Origin of the sequence: Methylorubrum rhodesianum, assembly GCF_014199985.1 — a bacterium.
GTDB classification, from domain to species: domain Bacteria; phylum Pseudomonadota; class Alphaproteobacteria; order Rhizobiales; family Beijerinckiaceae; genus Methylobacterium; species Methylobacterium rhodesianum.
In genome coordinates this window covers 57,064-71,688 of record NZ_JACHOS010000024.1, presented here as the reverse complement: position 1 = coordinate 71,688, position 14,625 = coordinate 57,064, and the positions used below count along the sequence as shown (strand labels likewise).

The following is a 14,625-nucleotide window of genomic DNA, read 5'->3' as shown; positions in this document are numbered from 1 at the left end:
ACCAGGATCACGACAAGCCGGAGAAGATGTACGCCGAGGCCGGCCTCGACGCCGAGGGCATCCTCAAGGCCGTCCGCGCCGCCCTGCCGGAGAAGGCGGTGCAGCGCGAGGGCAGCGTGGTGAGCCTGAAGCGGTAACCGCTCGAGCCCCTCCCCCGGCAGGGGGAGGGTTTCTTGAAAGACTATTTGATCACCGCGCAACCGATGCGCGGGCCCGCACCGCCGATGGGCTGGCTGGTGTGGTCGTCCTCGTTGGCGTGGATGATCAGTGCCGAGCCGTCGCCATCGCGCAGGCCGCCCTCGCCGGTCAGCGGCGTCTCGCTCGACACCTCCGCGTTCACCGAGCCGTCGGCGTTGGCGTAGACGTTGGGCAGGTCGCCCTCGTCCGGGCCGTCGGCGTTGAGCAGGCCGTGCTTGCTCTGGTCGTGGTTCACGTGGGCCTTCGACTTCTCGAACTTCTCAGTGTCCGAGCAGTCGCCGACCGCGTGGAAATGGATGCCGTGCCAGCCCGGAGGCAGGCCGCCGGCCCCGATCATCACCCGCATCACCAGGGAGTTCGCCCCGTCGCGGATCATGATCTTGCCGATGGTCTCGCCCTTGCCGTTGGTGATCCCGCTCTCGTAGGTCTGCGGCGCGCCGGACGCCTCCGCCTTGGCGGGCGCGGGCTCCTTCGGGGCCTCCTTGGCGTCCTGCGCGAGGGCGGACCCGGCCAGGCCCGCGAGCAGGGTCGCGGCAAGAGGAATCGCAAGCCGAAGGCGTCGATTGGCAGGCGTCGTGGCCCCTCGCATGATGGCACCTCTCATGAACTGACTCACTCCGTTGCTGCACCCCGGCCGGCTCCGCGCCACCGCTTGAGGCGGTGCGAGATCCGGGCTACCGCGGCCGGCGGATCGGGCACGCCCTGTTCGGACGAGCCGGCACGCCCCGTCCCGGGCGATGCTGTAGGTAACGCGAAGCGGCACCTTCCGACAGGGGATGGGCCGCTCCATCTCGAACACCATGACGCGGCCGGGCGTTTTCCGGAAGGGAGATCCGATGACGGGCGAGCGGCTGCGGGCCGACCGGTTCCTGGTCGAGCACGGGCATTTCCGCAGCCGGGCGCAGGCGCGGGCGGCGATCGAGGCCGGCTTGGTCCGGGCCGACGGCTGCCTCGTCACACGTCCCTCGGACCCGATCGGCGCGGATGCGCGGATCGAGGCCTCGGCCCCCCACCCCTACGTCTCCCGCGGCGGTCTCAAGCTCGCGGCGGCGCTCGACGCCTTCGGCCTCGAACCCGCCGGCCTGACCTGCCTCGATGTCGGCGCTTCGACCGGCGGCTTCACCGACGTGCTGCTGCGGCGGGGTGCCGCCCATGTCCACGCCGTCGATGTCGGCCGCGACCAGCTCGACGCCGCCTTGCGCGCCGACCCACGGGTGACCAGTCTGGAGGGCACCGACATCCGCGCCCTTCCCCCGGGCGCGATCCGGCCCGCGCCGCGTCTGGCCACCATCGATGTCAGCTTCATCGGTCTGCGGCTGGTCCTGCCGGCGGTGGCGGCGCAGCTCGCCGAAGAGGCGGCCATCGCCGCGCTGATCAAGCCGCAATTCGAGGCGGGCCGCGAGCGGGTCGGCCGCGGCGGCATCGTGCGCGATGCGGATGTCCATGCCGAGGTTTGCGAGGGCGTGCGCGCCGTGCTCGTCGGTCTCGGCTTCACCGTGTCGGGACCGATCCCCTCCCCGATCGAGGGCGGCGACGGCAACCGCGAGTTTCTGGTCGCCGCGAGGCGCTCCGCTCAAGATGAATGACATGTCCGACATTGCCGAAGAATCCCCGGTCGAACAGACCCTGACCATCGCCCGGCTCGGTGCCCGCGGCGACGGCCTCACCGAGGGCGGGCTGGCGGTGCCCGGCGCCCTGCCCGGCGAGCGGGTGCGGGTGCGGGTGCGTCGCGGCGACCGTGTCGGCACGCTGGTCGCCGTCGAGGAGGCGTCGCCCGAGCGGATCGCGCCGTTCTGCCCCTATTTCTCGGCCTGTGGCGGCTGTGCCGTGCAGCACCTCGCGCCCGGCCCCTACGCCGCGTGGAAGCGCGGCATCGTCGCCAGCGCCCTGGCTCAGGCGCGCATCGAGACCGATCTGAGACCGCTCCTCGACGCCCGCGGGGCCGGCCGGCGGCGGATCACCCTGCACGTGCGCGAGATCGAGGGCCGGGCCGAGGCCGGGCTGATGGCGGCGCGCAGCCACGCGTTGGTGGCGATCGACCATTGCCCGATCACCGTGCCGGCCCTGCATCGGGCGCCCGCGGTGGCGCAGGCGCTGGCCGCCCCGCTCGGGCACGGCCGCAAGCCGCTCGACGTCGCCGCCACCGCCACCGTCACCGGCCTCGACATCGACATCCGCGGCCACGGCACGGTGAGCGAGGGCGTGCGCGGCGTGCTCACCCGGCTCGCCGGCGAGCTCGACCTCGCCCGGCTCTCGATCCACGGCGACGTCGTGGTGGAGCGCCGCCCGCCGGCCGTTGGCGAGGGCCCGACCCGGCGCGTGCCCCCGCCCGGCGGCTTCCTCCAGGCGACGCAGGCCGGCGAGGCGGCTCTGACCGCCCTGGTTCTGGAGGCGATGGACGAGGGCAAGGCCAAGGTGCGCCGCGTCGACGATCTGTTCTGCGGCAGCGGCCCCTTCGCCCTGGCGCTTGCCGCGGGAGGCCGCGAGGTCCACGCCGTCGAGGGCGAGGCGGCGGCGATCACCAGCCTCACCCGCGCCTACCGGGCCGGGGCCGGCTTCGCCCGGATCACGGCGGAGGCCCGCGACCTGTTCCGCCGCCCCCTGCTCGGGCCGGAGCTCGATGCCCTCGACGCCGTGGTGTTCGATCCGCCCCGGGCGGGGGCCGAGGCGCAGGCCCGCCGGATCGCGGAATCGAAGGTGCCCCTCGTCGTCGGCGTCGCCTGCGATCCCGGCACCTTCGCCCGCGACGCGGCGACCCTGATCGCCGGCGGCTACCAGCTGGAGCGGGTCACGCCGGTCGATCAGTTCGCGTGGTCGGCCCATGTCGAGCTGGTCGGGGTCTTCCGCAAGGCGGCGCGCAAGCCCGCCGGACGGACGTTGCGGCGCCCGCGCTGAGTCCCGGAAGGAGGCCGGGGCTCCGCCCTGGCCTCCCGCCAAAGGGATGATCCCTCTGGAATCCCGGAACCTTATCGCAGACCCGCGGCCGCGAGGGCCTCGCGCAGGGGCTCGGGGTCGATCGCGAAATCCCGCAGATATTCGGGTCCCTCGGACGGGATCCGCGGGCCGAACACCGCCGCGTAGCCCTGGCCGCAGGCGGTGGCGATCTCGCCGTAGAAGGGGTCCTCCCAGCCCTCCGGCACGAGGTGGATGACCGGCGTGCCGGGCCGGCAGAACACCGTGTTGGCCATGCCCGCCCCGGCGATGCCGACCACGATCTCGGCCCCCGAGAAGCGAACCGCCTGCTGCCGCACGCTGGTGAGTTCGGGATCGAAGACCTCGAAGCCGAGGCCGCGCAGCACGCCGAGCACCGCCTCGCGGTTGGCGAGGCCCCGCCCCCGCCCCGGATGACGGTCGACGAACAGGCGTCGGCCCCGCCCGGTGAGTTGCCGGATCCCGAACAGCGCGCGCGGCAGCCGCGTCCGCGCGCGCACCTGTTGGGTGAGGAAGCGCAGCGCGTACGGAGACTTGCCCGTGCTCGGCAGGCTGCACGGCGTGGCATGGTGCAGGCGGGCGAAGTGGTAGGACTTGGACCGGTCGAGGAAGCGGATCGAGAGGCCGCTTCGCCGGCCCAGAAGGAGCTCGATGGAGGCGCGCCGGGCCGCATCGATATGCGGGAAGTAGGACACCAGCGCCACGGTGATCGGCTCCCCGGGACGGTGCGCGCGCAGCCCGTCGAGCGCGCGCAGGCGGGGCAGGTCGTCGATGAGCCAGTGGCCGTAGTTGAACGAGCCCGCCGAATTGACGAGGAAGACGGGGCCCGGCGCCGCGACGGTCTCGTCCACTGGCAGGAAATCGAGGCCGGGACCGGGCACCACGTGCCGCTCCTGCGGCCGATAGGTCTCGAACAGCACCTGCGGCCGACCGTCCGCCACGTGGAACAGGGCGTTGCCCGCGAGCCGGACGTCGCGGGTCTCGCACAGGAGCGAGGGCGGCCCCGCCGGGCGCCGGGCCGCGAGCGCGGCGCCCTGCTTCTCGCGGAAGGCGGCGGCGCCGCCGAACAGGCGCGGCGGCTCGGGATCATGAGCGGGAAAGCCGGGAAAGACTTCGCCGAGCACCTGGGTGAGCGGGCTCACCCGCCCCCGCAGCCGGTCGAGAAGGGCGGCCTCGCCGGCAAATCCCCCGTCGCGATAGAGCCGCCCGGCGTCGCAGGTGAGGACGAGGTTGTCCTCGATCAGCCGCGCATGGGTCTCGCCCGCTCCCGTCCTGTTCACGCCTGGCCCGTCCAAGTCCGTTCCTCGCGGATCGTCGTCCACTCAAGCAGATCGCAGCAACGGCTAGCATATCGTCGGGGGCGAAGTCCGACGCATGTCCCTGCCCTCCGCCGCATTTGCCTTGGGGCCGCCGGGGCCTGTAGGGAGCCTCGGCCCGCCCGCGCGTTCGGCATCGGCGAAGACGGTTGAGGAAGAGCGGGACCTGCGTGTCGGACACGGCCACCGATCATATTCACGTCGGCAAGGACGGCTGGCTGTTCGTCGTCGCCGGCAGCAACAATGTCATCGCCCAGTTCAACGCGTCGGGCTTCATGGCGCACCAATCCGAGATGTGGCGCCAGCGCATCGCCGCCCGCGCGGCGCGGGCGCGCGGTCTCGGCATCGCCTACCACCACGTCGTCGTCCCGGAAAAGCTCAGCGTCTACGACAACTTCCTCGACGGGATCGCGGTCGATCACCGTCTCTCCCCGGCCCGCCGCCTGATCCGCGGCCTGCCGCGCCGCCGCTGGTTCTCGCGGCTGAAGGGCTGGCTCCGGGAATGGCCCACGACGCGCGTCCTGCGGCGGACCTGCATCGACCTCGTCGAGCCGATGCGGGCCGCGCGGTCGGGCGAGGATCTGTTCTACCGCACCGACAGCCACTGGACCTTCGCCGGCTGCCACCTCGCCTACGGCGAGATCTGCCGCGCCCTGCGGGCCGAGCTCTGTCCGGATCTCGCCGCGCGCGGTGCCCGCGAGACCGAGATCTCCGGCGATCTGGGGGGACGCTTCGATCCGCCCCGCACGGAGCGGGCCCGGATCCATGAGATCCAGCGCGACGCCGTGCGCCGCTACGCCAGCCCGATCGTGGCGGCGCGGGAAGCGGCCGGCCGCGCCGACACCCTCCATGTCGGCTCGCACGTGATCTACGCCAACGCCGCCGCGCGCGACCCGCGCCGCCTCGTTCTCTTCGGCGATTCCTACTCCCATTTCGCGCCGCTGATGCTCACCATCATGCTGGCGGAGACGTTCGCCGAGGTGCATTTCGTCTGGAGCACCTCGGTCGATTGGGGCTACGTCGAGCGGGTCCGGCCCGACATCCTGCTCACCGAGATCGCCGAACGCTTCATGTTCCGCGTCCCCGACGACGATTTCGACCTGGAGGCCTACGCCGCCGAACGGTTCGGGGCGGAGCTCAGGGGGGAGAGCGGCGCCGCGGCCTGAAGCGGACGTCGCGTCAGAACAGCTCGCCCTGAACGGCCTTCGGCGTCGCCGGAGCCGCACGGCCGGCGGGCGGCTCCGCGGCCACCGGCTCGGGCAGGCCGGCCTCGTCGTTGCGCACGCTGTTGACGCGCTCGCTCACGCGGTCGAGCCGCAGCCAGTCGTCGGGGCAGGGCCGGCAGAGGCGGGCCGCCTCGGGCGCATCCACCGCCGCGTCGAGCCACGCGCCGATCGCTTCCGGCGCCAGGATCGCCGGCATCCGCTCGTGGATCGCGCTGAGCGTCCCGTTGGCCGAGCAGGTGACGATGGCGGCGGTGTCGACCTCCGAGCCGTCCGCTCCCATCCAGGGCTCCCACAGGCCGGCGAGCGCCATCGGCGCGCCGTCGGTCCGGCGCACGGCGAACGGCGTCTTCGTCGCGGCTCTGCCCTCCCCGTCGCGGCGCCACTCGTAGAAGCCGTCGGCGAGGAAGACGCAGCGGCGGTGGCGCAGCGCCCCGCGGAAGGCCGGCTTCTCGGCGGCCGTCTCGATGCGGGCGTTGAACAGGACGGGGAAGTCCGACGGGTCCTTGAGCCAGCCCGGCCACAGGCCCCAGCGCATCAGTCGGAAATGCCGCTCGCCCTGCTCGCGCAGCACCACGGGGACCGGCTGGGTCGGGGCCACGTTGAAGCGGCCGGGGAAGTTCGGCTGCTCGCCGTAGCCGTAGAAGGCGCGGTAGACCTCCGGCGGCTGGCCGATGAAGAAGCGCCCGCACATGCGTCCGGTATGGTCGTGCGGCGGGCGCCGGATCAAGCGGTCCGGACGCGTGAGTCACAGCGGCGGTTGGCCCGTGTGCTGCCGGACTTCCGTTTTGTCGCGCCTCGTATGTGCCGGACCGGTATCCACTTCCATGCACCGCCGCTCTACCTTGGCGTCCATGACCACCCCCGCGACGGCGAATGCTCCCGAGCCCGTCCTGCAGGTGCGCGCCGTGCCGGGCATGGCCCGGTTCGACGCGGCCGAGTGGGACGCCTGCGCCACCTCACCCGAGACGCTGGGCGCCGGCGACGAGACCTTCAACCCGTTCACCTCCCACGCCTTCCTCTCGGCGCTGGAAGAGGCGGGCTGCGTCTCCCGCCACACCGGCTGGCTGCCGCTGCATGTCCGCGTCGAGCGCGAGGGCAAGCTCGTCGGCGCGGCGCCCTGCTACCTGAAATCCCACAGCCAGGGCGAGTACGTGTTCGACCACGGCTGGGCCGACGCCTACGAGCGGGCCGGGGGCAGCTACTATCCGAAGCTCCAGGTGAGCGTGCCGTTCACGCCCGTCACCGGCCCCCGCTTCCTCGTCGCGCCGGGCGAGAACCCCGACGCCGCGGCCTCGGCCCTCGTCGCGGGCTTGCGCGCCCTGCGGGCCGAGACGGAGGCCTCCTCGATCCACGCCACCTTCATGCGCGAGCGGGAGGCCGAGCAGGCGGAGGCGCTCGGGATGCTGCCGCGCATGGATCAGCAGTTCCACTGGTTGAACGAGGGCTATGGCGGCTTCGACGACTTCCTCGGGGCGCTCGCGTCGCGCAAGCGCAAGGCGATCCGGCGCGAGCGGCGGGACGCCCTGAGCCGGGGCATCACGGTCGAGCACAGGACCGGCGCCGACATCTCGGAAGCCGATTGGGACGCCTTCTACGCGTTCTATCAGGACACCGGCGCCCGCAAATGGGGCCGGCCCTATCTCAACCGCACCTTCTTCTCGCTGATCGGCGAGCGGATGGCGGATCGCATCCTGCTGGTGATCGCCAGGAATGCGGGCCGGCCGATCGCCGGGGCGATCAACTTCATCGGCGACACGGCGCTCTACGGCCGCAACTGGGGCTGCCTCGAGGATCACCCCTTCCTGCATTTCGAGGTCTGCTACTATCAGGCCATCGATTTCGCGATTGCCCGCGGGCTGAAGCGGGTGGAGGCCGGTGCCCAGGGCGAGCACAAGCTCGCCCGCGGCTACCGCCCGGTGCCGATGTACTCGGCCCACGACATCGCCGACCCGGCGCTGGCCCGTGCCGTCGCCGATTACCTGAAGCGGGAGCGCCGCCACGTGCGCGCGGCCATCGCCGAGTACGAGGCGATGTCGCCCTTCCGCCGGACCTGCGAGGACGCCAGCGAATGAACACGATCGACCGCATCCGTGAATACGCCGACGAGTTGACCGCCCTGCGGCGGGATCTCCACGCCCATCCCGAGATCGGCTTCGAGGAGGTCCGCACCTCGGGGATCGTCGCCGAGCAGCTGGAGAAATTCGGGATCGAGGTGCATCGGGGGCTGGGCAAGACCGGCGTCGTCGGCGTGCTGCAGGGCCGGCCGGGCTCCCGCCGGATCGGATTGCGCGCCGACATGGATGCCCTGCCGATCACCGAGGAGACCAACCTCCCCTACCGCTCCACCGTGCCGGGGAAGATGCATGCCTGCGGGCATGACGGGCACACCACCATGCTGATCGGCGCCGCCCGCTACCTCGCCGAGACCCGCGATTTCGACGGCACCGCCGTATTCGTGTTCCAGCCGGCGGAGGAGGGATTGGGCGGCGCCCGCGCGATGATCGCCGACGGTCTCTTCGAGAAGTTTCCGGTCGACGAGATCTACGCCATCCACAACGCGCCGCACGGGCCGCACGGCGTGCTGCAGGTGAAGCCCGGCCCGATCATGGCGGCGGCCGACTTCTTCGACATCCGCATCACCGGCCGCGGCGCGCACGCGGCGATGCCGCACCAGGGCATCGACCCGATCGTGATCGCCACGGGGCTTGCCCAGGCGATGCAGTCGATCGTCAGCCGCAACAGCAACCCGCTGAAATCCGCCGTGGTCTCGATCACCCAGATCCATGCCGGCGCGGCCTACAACGTCATTCCCGAGGGCGCGCACCTCGCCGGCACCGTGCGCACCTTCGACGCCGATCTGCGCAAGCTGATCGCGGGGCGCATCCGCGAACTGGCGGCGGGTTTCGCGGCGGCCTACGGCGCCACCATCGCCGTGGACCTGCGCGACGTCTTCTCGGTGCTCGACAACAGCCCCGCGCAGGCGGCGGCCGCCGCCGAGATCGCGACCGAGCTGTTCGGCTCCGACAAGGTCGAGGCCAACACCGTGCCGCGCATGGGCAGCGAGGATTTCGCCGACATGGTCGCGGCGGTGCCCGGCGCCTATGCCTGGCTCGGCGCGACGCCGGGACCGGGGCTGCACAATGCGAGCTTCGACTTCGACGACAGCCTGATCCCGCTCGGTGCCGCCTACCTGGCGCGGATGGTGGAGCGGCGCACGGCCGCGTGACGGGCGTCAGCCCCTCTCGCCGCTTGCAAGGAGCGGGATTTTGCCGCGTGATCCGGATTCGACAGCAAGGGACGGGATGCGCCGGCCGCGTGCCCGCGTCAGGATCGCCGCATCCCCCTCTCCTGGAGCCTTCCCATGCTGGCCGATCTCGAAGCCGTCCCGGTTCTTGAGCCGCCGCTCACCGAAGCGCGGATGCGTGCGGCGGTCGCCGCGCGCGATGCCGGCTTCGACGGGCACTTCGTCTACGCGGTGCGGTCCACCGGGGTCTATTGCCGGCCGGGCTGCCCGTCGCGAGCAGCGCGGCCCGACAACCTCTCCTTCCATGCCGGCCCGGCCGAGGCGGAGGAGGCCGGCTTCCGGCCCTGCCGCCGCTGCCGGCCGGACCAGGCCGCTCCATCCCGGCAGCTGGCGCAAAAAATCACCCACGCCTGCCGGCTGATCGAGGCGGCGCAGACGCCGCCCACCCTCGACGCGCTCGCCCGTGCCGTCGGCTTGAGCCCGTTCCACTTCCACCGGACCTTCAAGGCCGTGACCGGGGTGACGCCCAAGACCTACGCGCAGGCGCACCGCGCGGCCCGCGCCGCCGACAGCCTCGCCGAGGGGAAAAGCGTGACCGAGAGTGTCTATGCGGCGGGCTACGGCGCGCCGAGCCGGTTCTACGCGGACGGCGCGGAGCGGCTCGGCATGAACCCCTCGGCCTTCCGCAAGGGCGGCGCGGGCGAGCGGATCGCCTTCGCAATCGACAGCTGTGCCCTGGGGCGGGTTCTGGTGGCCGCGACCGGGCGGGGGATCTGCGCGATCCTCCTCGGCGATGATGAGGAGACGCTCCGGCGCGATCTCGCGGCGCGTTTTCCGAAGGCGGAGATCGTCGGCGGCGATGCGGCCTTCGCGGCGACGGTGGCGGCGGTCGTGCGCCTCGTCGAGGCGCCGGAGGCCGCCTTCGACCTTCCGCTCGACATCGGCGGCACCGCCTTTCAGCAGCGGGTCTGGCAGGCCCTGCGCCGCATCCCGGCCGGCACCACCGCGACCTACGCGGACATCGCCCGCGCCATCGGCGCGCCGGCCGCGGTGCGGGCCGTGGCCATGGCCTGCGGCGCCAACGCGCTCGCCGTGGCGATCCCCTGCCACCGGGTGGTGCGCTCGGACGGGGCGCTCTCGGGGTATCGCTGGGGCACGGCCCGCAAGGCGGCCCTGCTCGCCCGCGAGGGAGGCGAGCGGTAGAGGATCAGGCCGGGACGGCCGAACCGGGCGGGGCCGCGTCGGAGCCGGTGGGCGCATCGGACGGCGCAACGGACGGCACATGGCCCGCGGCGTGCGCCTTCCGCGCCTGGATCTCGATGAAGACCCGGGTGACGTCGCGGCTCGTCGCCTTGATGCGGCTCTCCAGCCGCGCCACCGTTCGCTCGACCTCGCCCGCGGGCACGTCGTCGGCGAAATCGAGGCTCAGGTTCACCAGGATGTCGGAGGGGCCGAGATGCTGGGTCAGCACCTCGTTGACCCCCTGCACGGCGCTCTCCTCCCGCACCGCCGCCTGGATCGTGCGCACCACCTCCGGGTCGGCGGCCTCGCCGATCAGCAGGCCGTGGGTCTCGATCATCAGGAAGATCGACATGCCGATCAGCACGAGGCCGATGCCGATCGAGGCCCAGCCGTCGAGCGCCGGCTTGTCGAGAAGGTGGGCCAGCACCACGCCGGTCATGGCGATGACGAGGCCGATCAGCGCGGCGACGTCCTCCACGAGGATGGTGTAGAGCGACGGGTCCTTGCTTCGGTGGATCGCGGTGATCGCGCTGCGCTCGCCCTTCTCGGCCCAGAACGCCCTGACCGCGACGAGGCAGGAATACCCCTCCGCCAGGATCGCGAAGCCGAGGATCGAGACGTTGGTCCAGAAGCCGGACAGGTGAAAGCCGAACACGGTCGCGTCGGCGGCGGGCTCGGGATGCTCGATCTTGTGCGCGCCCTCGTAGATCGCGAAGATGCCGCCGCCGAGGAAGATGAACAGGGCGACGATGAAGGCGTAGAAGTACACCTCGCGCCCGTAGCCGAAGGGGTGCTTGGCGTCCGCCGGCTTCTTCGCCCGCTTCAGCCCGACCAGCAGCAGGAGCTGGTTGGCGGTGTCCACCAGCGAGTGCGCGCCCTCGGCCAACATCGCCGTCGAGCCGGTGAGGAAGGCGCCGACGAACTTCGCCGCCGCGATGGCGAGGTTGGCGCCTGCCGCCGTGTAGATCGCACCCGTGCTCTCGGCCATGTCCCGCTCCTGCGCGGCAGGCGCCCAGGCGCGCCGCCGTCACGGGGGCGACAACGCCGCCGGAGCGGCCGAGGTTGCTGCGAGGCGACGGCCCGTGCAACCTGCCGCCCATCTCTGCGAGGAACCGTGCGATGCCCCCCTACGACCCGGACAACATCTTCGGAAAGATCCTGCGCGGGGAGATCCCCTGCCACAAGGTCTACGAGGACGAGCACAGCCTCGCCTTCATGGACGTGATGCCCCAGGGCGAGGGCCATACCCTCGTCATCCCGAAGGCGCCCTCGCGCGGGCTGCTCGACGCCGAGCCCCGGACGCTCGCGGCGCTGATCGGCACGGTGCAGCGGGTCGGACGCGCCGTGAAGGCGGCCTTCGACGCGGACGGGCTGACCCTGTTCCAGTACAACGAGCCGGCCGGCGGGCAGACGGTGTTCCACCTGCATTTCCACCTCGTGCCGCGCCACGACGGCGTGCCGCTGAAGCGCCACGAGGGCGGCATGGCCGACAACGCCGTTCTGGCCGAGCACGCCGCGCGCATCCGGGCGGCGCTGGAGAGCGCGGGCTGATCCTTCCCGCGGCGTCGCCTCAGGTGAGCCGGGTTCCGCTCGCGAGCCCGGTTCCCATGGTGGCGATGACGGAGCGCAGGCCGGCATTCTCGGCCTCCAGCTCGGCGATCCGGCGCAGCAGGACGGCGATCGCCGGGTCGGATGGCGCAGTGGGCTCCGGGGAGGCCGGCTTCTGCGCATCCAGGAAGGCGACGCCCACCGCGTCGCCCCGGCGCCAGCGCAGGTTCGACCGCAGGGTCATCTCCTTCTGCGGGATGTAGAGGTCGAACGATTCCGGCAGGGTGTTGGTCTCGCTCAGTTCCAGCCGAGCGCCCATCTCCGAGAAGTCGCGGATGAGGCAGTCCATGCTGGACGCCCCCTTGTTGAAGTGGATCCTTCCCTTGAGGAAGGTGCGCTTGCGAGCCTCCTGGCGCTTCTCGCTGATCATGATCGGTCTCCGGCCCGTCCGACGGCCCGAATTGTCTGGCACGCCGGCCGTTAAGGAATGCTCGACGCGATCGAGCACCCATTCAAGGTTCGTCGGACGATCGCCGCGTCTCGTCCTCGTCGAGGCATTGGAACAGGTAGAAGCCGTTGAAGCGCACGGCGGTCGCCGCGGCGCGGTCGTCGAAGCCGGGAGGAGGGCTCGCGCTGCCGTCGATCCGGCCGCCGAAGGTCCAGCGGCGTCCGCCGACGAAGCGCGGCACGGCGCAACTCTCCGGGACCGCGCAGAAGAGCGCCTCCCCGCCCCGGCGCCGGAACAGGTTGTAGCTTCGCATCGGATCGCCTCCGCATCGCCGCACCCTCGAATGCACGGGGTAACCCGACAATCGGTCCGGTTTGTGTCGATCGGCGCGGATCACGCCGGGCCGCTCACGCCGTGACCGCCTCGGGCTCCGCCTGGCAATCCGGCTCATCGGTCCGGGTCTCGCCGCCGGCCGCGGCGAGGCGGACGGCGTGGTTGATCACCGCCATGTGGGTGAAGCCCTGGGGCACGTTCCCACGCTGCTCGCCCGATTCCGCGTCGATCTCCTCGGCGAACAGGCCGAGATCGTTGCCCCGCGTCAGCAGCCGCTCGAACAGGGCGGTCGCCTCGTCGGTCCGGCCGGCCAGCGTGAGGCAGCCGACGCGCCAGAAGGCGCAGGCGGTGAAGGTCGCCTCGTCGCCCTCCAGCCCGTCGTCGATCCGGTAGCGGTAGAGGAGGTCGCCCGCGCCGAGTTCCTCGCTGATCCGTTCGAGGGTCTTGGCGACCCGCGGATCGTGCGGATCGAAGGCGTTGAACAGCACGGCGCGCAGCACCGCCGCGTCGAGATCGTCCGCGCCGTAGGCCATGGTGTAGGCGCCGCGCGTCGGATTCCAGCCGCGTGCGTGATACTCCGCCCGGATCTCGGCGGCGGCGGCCTCCCACCGCTCGATCGTGGCCGGGTCGGCGAGGCGGTGCTTCGGATCGGAGCGGGCGATCTGCACGGCGCGGTCGAGGCCGACCCAGAGCATCGCCTTGGTGTGCAGGCTCTGGCGCTTGCGCGTGCGCATCTCCCACAGGCCGTGGTCGGGGGCGTGGCGGGCGCGCAGGATGTGGCCGGTGAGGTGGCCGAGCGCCTCGGGCAGGTGGTCGTTGACCTTGACCGGCGGGTCATACTCGACCGCCTCCAGGTAGCCATGGAGGGCCACGAGGAACTCGCCGTAGATGTCGTACTGATCCTGATCCGCCGCGGCGTTTCCGATCCTGACCGGGCCGATGCCGCGCCAGCCGCGCAGGTGGTCGAGGGTCACCTCCGGCGGCACCGCACCGTCGAGGGCGTACATCAGGTGGAGGTTGCGGCCCCGGCTGGCATCGGCCTCGCGCAGGAAGCGCAGGAACTCGGCCGCCTCGCGGTCGTAGCCGAGATTGACGAAGGCGGTGACGGTGAAGCTCGCATCCCGCATCCAGACGTAGCGGTAATCGTAGTTTCGGTTGCCGGGCACCGCCTCGGGCAGGCCGGCGGTCGCGGCTGCGACGATCCCGCCCGAGGGGCCGTGGGTGAGGAGCTTGAGGGTGAGCGCGCTGCGCAGGACCGTCTCGCGGTAGGGGCCCTCGTAGGTGCAGCGGCCCGACCATTCCTCCCAATAGTCCCGCGTGGCGGCGAGCGAGGCGTCCACCATGTCGGGGACCCCCGCCCCCGCCGCGGCGCGATCGTCGCCATCCCCGTCGCCGACCCCGTCGCCATGGGCAATCACGAGGTCGGCACGCCCCCCGGCCGCCAGCGCGAAGGCGCCCTCCGCGCCGTCGTCACGGGGGGCGAGCGCGACGGCGCAGAGGGCGCAAAGACTGTCTCCGCCGCCGCGAAAGCGGAGGCCGGCCCCGCCCTCGGCGACGACCTCGGTCGGGGCGCGGGCATAGTCGAAGCTCGGGCGCAGCCGCCAATGGCCGGAGACGTGGCCGGACAGGCAGGCGAGGCGTCGGATCACCTGGGCCTGGGCACGGCCGTCCGGTCCCTCCTCCGGCACGGATTCGTGACGGTGCAGGGGCATGAAATCGGTGAGCACCGCCCGGCCGGTGGCGGTGACGAAGGTGGTCTCGAGGATGTTGGTGCCGGGCAGATAGCGGCGGGTGGTTTCGGTCAGACCGTCGAGGACGAGGCGGCAGGCGCCGCCGCGCTCGCCGTCGAGCAGGGCCAGGAACACCGCCGGCCCGTCGTGCCGGGGCCAGCACAGCCAGTCGAGGGAGCCGTCGCGGGCGATCAGGGCCGTGGTGCAGGTATCGCCGATCACGGCGTAGTCGGCGATGGGTCTGTCCGTCACGGTCGCTTCCGTCGAGTGGCGCGGCGCCAACGTTCCGTGATGCGCGGGGTTCGCCCCTGCGACATCAGGCGACGCGGCGCGGCGACTGAGCCGAAGGCACCGCTCAGGAGCGGCGCGTCGCGCATCAGCCGTTGGCGCCTCGCGCCGCCGCGGGGCC

Annotated in this window: 14 protein-coding genes; 7 read left to right on the top strand and 7 right to left on the bottom strand. The window is 72.1% G+C overall.

The window, feature by feature from the left end; all coding sequences use genetic code 11:
* Nucleotides 1–181: 181 nt before the first annotated feature.
* On the bottom strand, nt 182–787 hold the full coding sequence (locus HNR01_RS25245) for a superoxide dismutase family protein (protein WP_183670541.1): 606 nt from the start codon (nt 785–787) through the stop codon (nt 182–184).
* A 247-nt stretch (nt 788–1,034) separates the two neighbouring features.
* Between HNR01_RS25245 and HNR01_RS25240 the strand changes: the two genes are divergently transcribed.
* Both HNR01_RS25240 and HNR01_RS25235 read left to right on the top strand, forming a co-directional pair.
* A complete protein-coding gene (locus HNR01_RS25240; protein ID WP_183670531.1) occupies nt 1,035–1,784 on the top strand; it encodes a TlyA family RNA methyltransferase in 750 nt (249 codons plus the stop codon).
* 1 nt (nt 1,785) lies between these two features.
* The gene (locus HNR01_RS25235) at nt 1,786–3,093 is read left to right on the top strand and encodes a class I SAM-dependent RNA methyltransferase (protein WP_183670529.1); all 1,308 of its coding nucleotides are present in this window, start codon (nt 1,786–1,788) and stop codon (nt 3,091–3,093) included.
* 71 nt (nt 3,094–3,164) lie between these two features.
* Here the strand turns inward: HNR01_RS25235 and HNR01_RS25230 are convergent, their stop codons facing one another.
* Nucleotides 3,165–4,409 carry a glycosyltransferase family 61 protein gene (locus HNR01_RS25230; RefSeq protein WP_183670527.1) on the bottom strand — a complete coding sequence of 415 codons (1,245 nt, stop codon included), beginning with the start codon at nt 4,407–4,409 and terminating at the stop codon, nt 3,165–3,167.
* Nucleotides 4,410–4,615: 206 nt separating this feature from the next.
* Here HNR01_RS25230 and HNR01_RS25225 point away from each other — a divergent pair, with 206 nt between their 5' ends.
* Nucleotides 4,616–5,611 carry an alginate O-acetyltransferase AlgX-related protein gene (locus HNR01_RS25225; RefSeq protein WP_183670525.1) on the top strand — a complete coding sequence of 332 codons (996 nt, stop codon included), beginning with the start codon at nt 4,616–4,618 and terminating at the stop codon, nt 5,609–5,611.
* A gap of 13 nt (nt 5,612–5,624) precedes the next feature.
* Here HNR01_RS25225 and HNR01_RS25220 read toward each other — a convergent pair whose 3' ends face one another.
* Nucleotides 5,625–6,362 carry an SOS response-associated peptidase gene (locus tag HNR01_RS25220; RefSeq protein ID WP_183670539.1) on the bottom strand — a complete coding sequence of 246 codons (738 nt, stop codon included), beginning with the start codon at nt 6,360–6,362 and terminating at the stop codon, nt 5,625–5,627.
* 160 nt (nt 6,363–6,522) lie between these two features.
* Here HNR01_RS25220 and HNR01_RS25215 point away from each other — a divergent pair, with 160 nt between their 5' ends.
* From HNR01_RS25215 to ada, 3 genes are all read left to right on the top strand, one after another.
* Nucleotides 6,523–7,743, top strand: a complete 1,221-nt coding sequence (locus HNR01_RS25215; protein WP_183670523.1) for a GNAT family N-acetyltransferase — start codon at nt 6,523–6,525, stop codon at nt 7,741–7,743.
* The gene (locus tag HNR01_RS25210; RefSeq protein ID WP_153875898.1) at nt 7,740–8,897 is read left to right on the top strand and encodes a M20 aminoacylase family protein; all 1,158 of its coding nucleotides are present in this window, start codon (nt 7,740–7,742) and stop codon (nt 8,895–8,897) included. Before HNR01_RS25215 ends, HNR01_RS25210 begins: the two co-directional genes overlap by 4 nt.
* A gap of 135 nt (nt 8,898–9,032) precedes the next feature.
* Complete coding sequence (gene ada / locus HNR01_RS25205; protein ID WP_183670521.1) at nt 9,033–10,118, top strand: bifunctional DNA-binding transcriptional regulator/O6-methylguanine-DNA methyltransferase Ada; 1,086 nt, start codon at nt 9,033–9,035, stop codon at nt 10,116–10,118.
* A 4-nt stretch (nt 10,119–10,122) separates the two neighbouring features.
* Here the strand turns inward: ada and HNR01_RS25200 are convergent, their stop codons facing one another.
* The gene (locus HNR01_RS25200; RefSeq protein ID WP_183670520.1) at nt 10,123–11,145 is read right to left on the bottom strand and encodes a cation diffusion facilitator family transporter; all 1,023 of its coding nucleotides are present in this window, start codon (nt 11,143–11,145) and stop codon (nt 10,123–10,125) included.
* A 131-nt stretch (nt 11,146–11,276) separates the two neighbouring features.
* Here HNR01_RS25200 and HNR01_RS25195 point away from each other — a divergent pair, with 131 nt between their 5' ends.
* On the top strand, nt 11,277–11,708 hold the full coding sequence (locus HNR01_RS25195) for an HIT family protein (RefSeq protein WP_153875901.1): 432 nt from the start codon (nt 11,277–11,279) through the stop codon (nt 11,706–11,708).
* A 19-nt stretch (nt 11,709–11,727) separates the two neighbouring features.
* Here the strand turns inward: HNR01_RS25195 and HNR01_RS25190 are convergent, their stop codons facing one another.
* The 3 genes from HNR01_RS25190 to HNR01_RS25180 form a co-directional block, all read right to left on the bottom strand.
* Complete coding sequence (locus HNR01_RS25190; RefSeq protein WP_017483788.1) at nt 11,728–12,135, bottom strand: PilZ domain-containing protein; 408 nt, start codon at nt 12,133–12,135, stop codon at nt 11,728–11,730.
* A gap of 82 nt (nt 12,136–12,217) precedes the next feature.
* Nucleotides 12,218–12,466 (bottom strand): hypothetical protein, encoded by a 249-nt coding sequence (locus HNR01_RS25185; RefSeq protein WP_183670518.1) that lies wholly within the window; start codon nt 12,464–12,466, stop codon nt 12,218–12,220.
* Between the two features lie 94 nt (nt 12,467–12,560).
* Nucleotides 12,561–14,468 (bottom strand): glycoside hydrolase family 15 protein, encoded by a 1,908-nt coding sequence (locus tag HNR01_RS25180; protein WP_183670516.1) that lies wholly within the window; start codon nt 14,466–14,468, stop codon nt 12,561–12,563.
* Nucleotides 14,469–14,625 lie beyond the last annotated feature (157 nt).

What these genes read in the sequence shown, in the direction of transcription:
- HNR01_RS25245 (WP_183670541.1), bottom strand. Translation starts at nt 787, where the DNA reads ATGCGAGGGGCCACGACGCCTGCCAATCGACGCCTTCGGCTTGCGATT.
- HNR01_RS25240 (WP_183670531.1), top strand. Translation starts at nt 1,035, where the DNA reads ATGACGGGCGAGCGGCTGCGGGCCGACCGGTTCCTGGTCGAGCACGGG.
- HNR01_RS25235 (WP_183670529.1), top strand. Translation starts at nt 1,786, where the DNA reads ATGTCCGACATTGCCGAAGAATCCCCGGTCGAACAGACCCTGACCATC.
- HNR01_RS25220 (WP_183670539.1), bottom strand. Translation starts at nt 6,362, where the DNA reads ATGTGCGGGCGCTTCTTCATCGGCCAGCCGCCGGAGGTCTACCGCGCC.
- HNR01_RS25215 (WP_183670523.1), top strand. Translation starts at nt 6,523, where the DNA reads ATGACCACCCCCGCGACGGCGAATGCTCCCGAGCCCGTCCTGCAGGTG.
- HNR01_RS25210 (WP_153875898.1), top strand. Translation starts at nt 7,740, where the DNA reads ATGAACACGATCGACCGCATCCGTGAATACGCCGACGAGTTGACCGCC.
- ada (WP_183670521.1), top strand. Translation starts at nt 9,033, where the DNA reads ATGCTGGCCGATCTCGAAGCCGTCCCGGTTCTTGAGCCGCCGCTCACC.
- HNR01_RS25200 (WP_183670520.1), bottom strand. Translation starts at nt 11,145, where the DNA reads ATGGCCGAGAGCACGGGTGCGATCTACACGGCGGCAGGCGCCAACCTC.
- HNR01_RS25195 (WP_153875901.1), top strand. Translation starts at nt 11,277, where the DNA reads ATGCCCCCCTACGACCCGGACAACATCTTCGGAAAGATCCTGCGCGGG.
- HNR01_RS25190 (WP_017483788.1), bottom strand. Translation starts at nt 12,135, where the DNA reads ATGATCAGCGAGAAGCGCCAGGAGGCTCGCAAGCGCACCTTCCTCAAG.
- HNR01_RS25185 (WP_183670518.1), bottom strand. Translation starts at nt 12,466, where the DNA reads ATGCGAAGCTACAACCTGTTCCGGCGCCGGGGCGGGGAGGCGCTCTTC.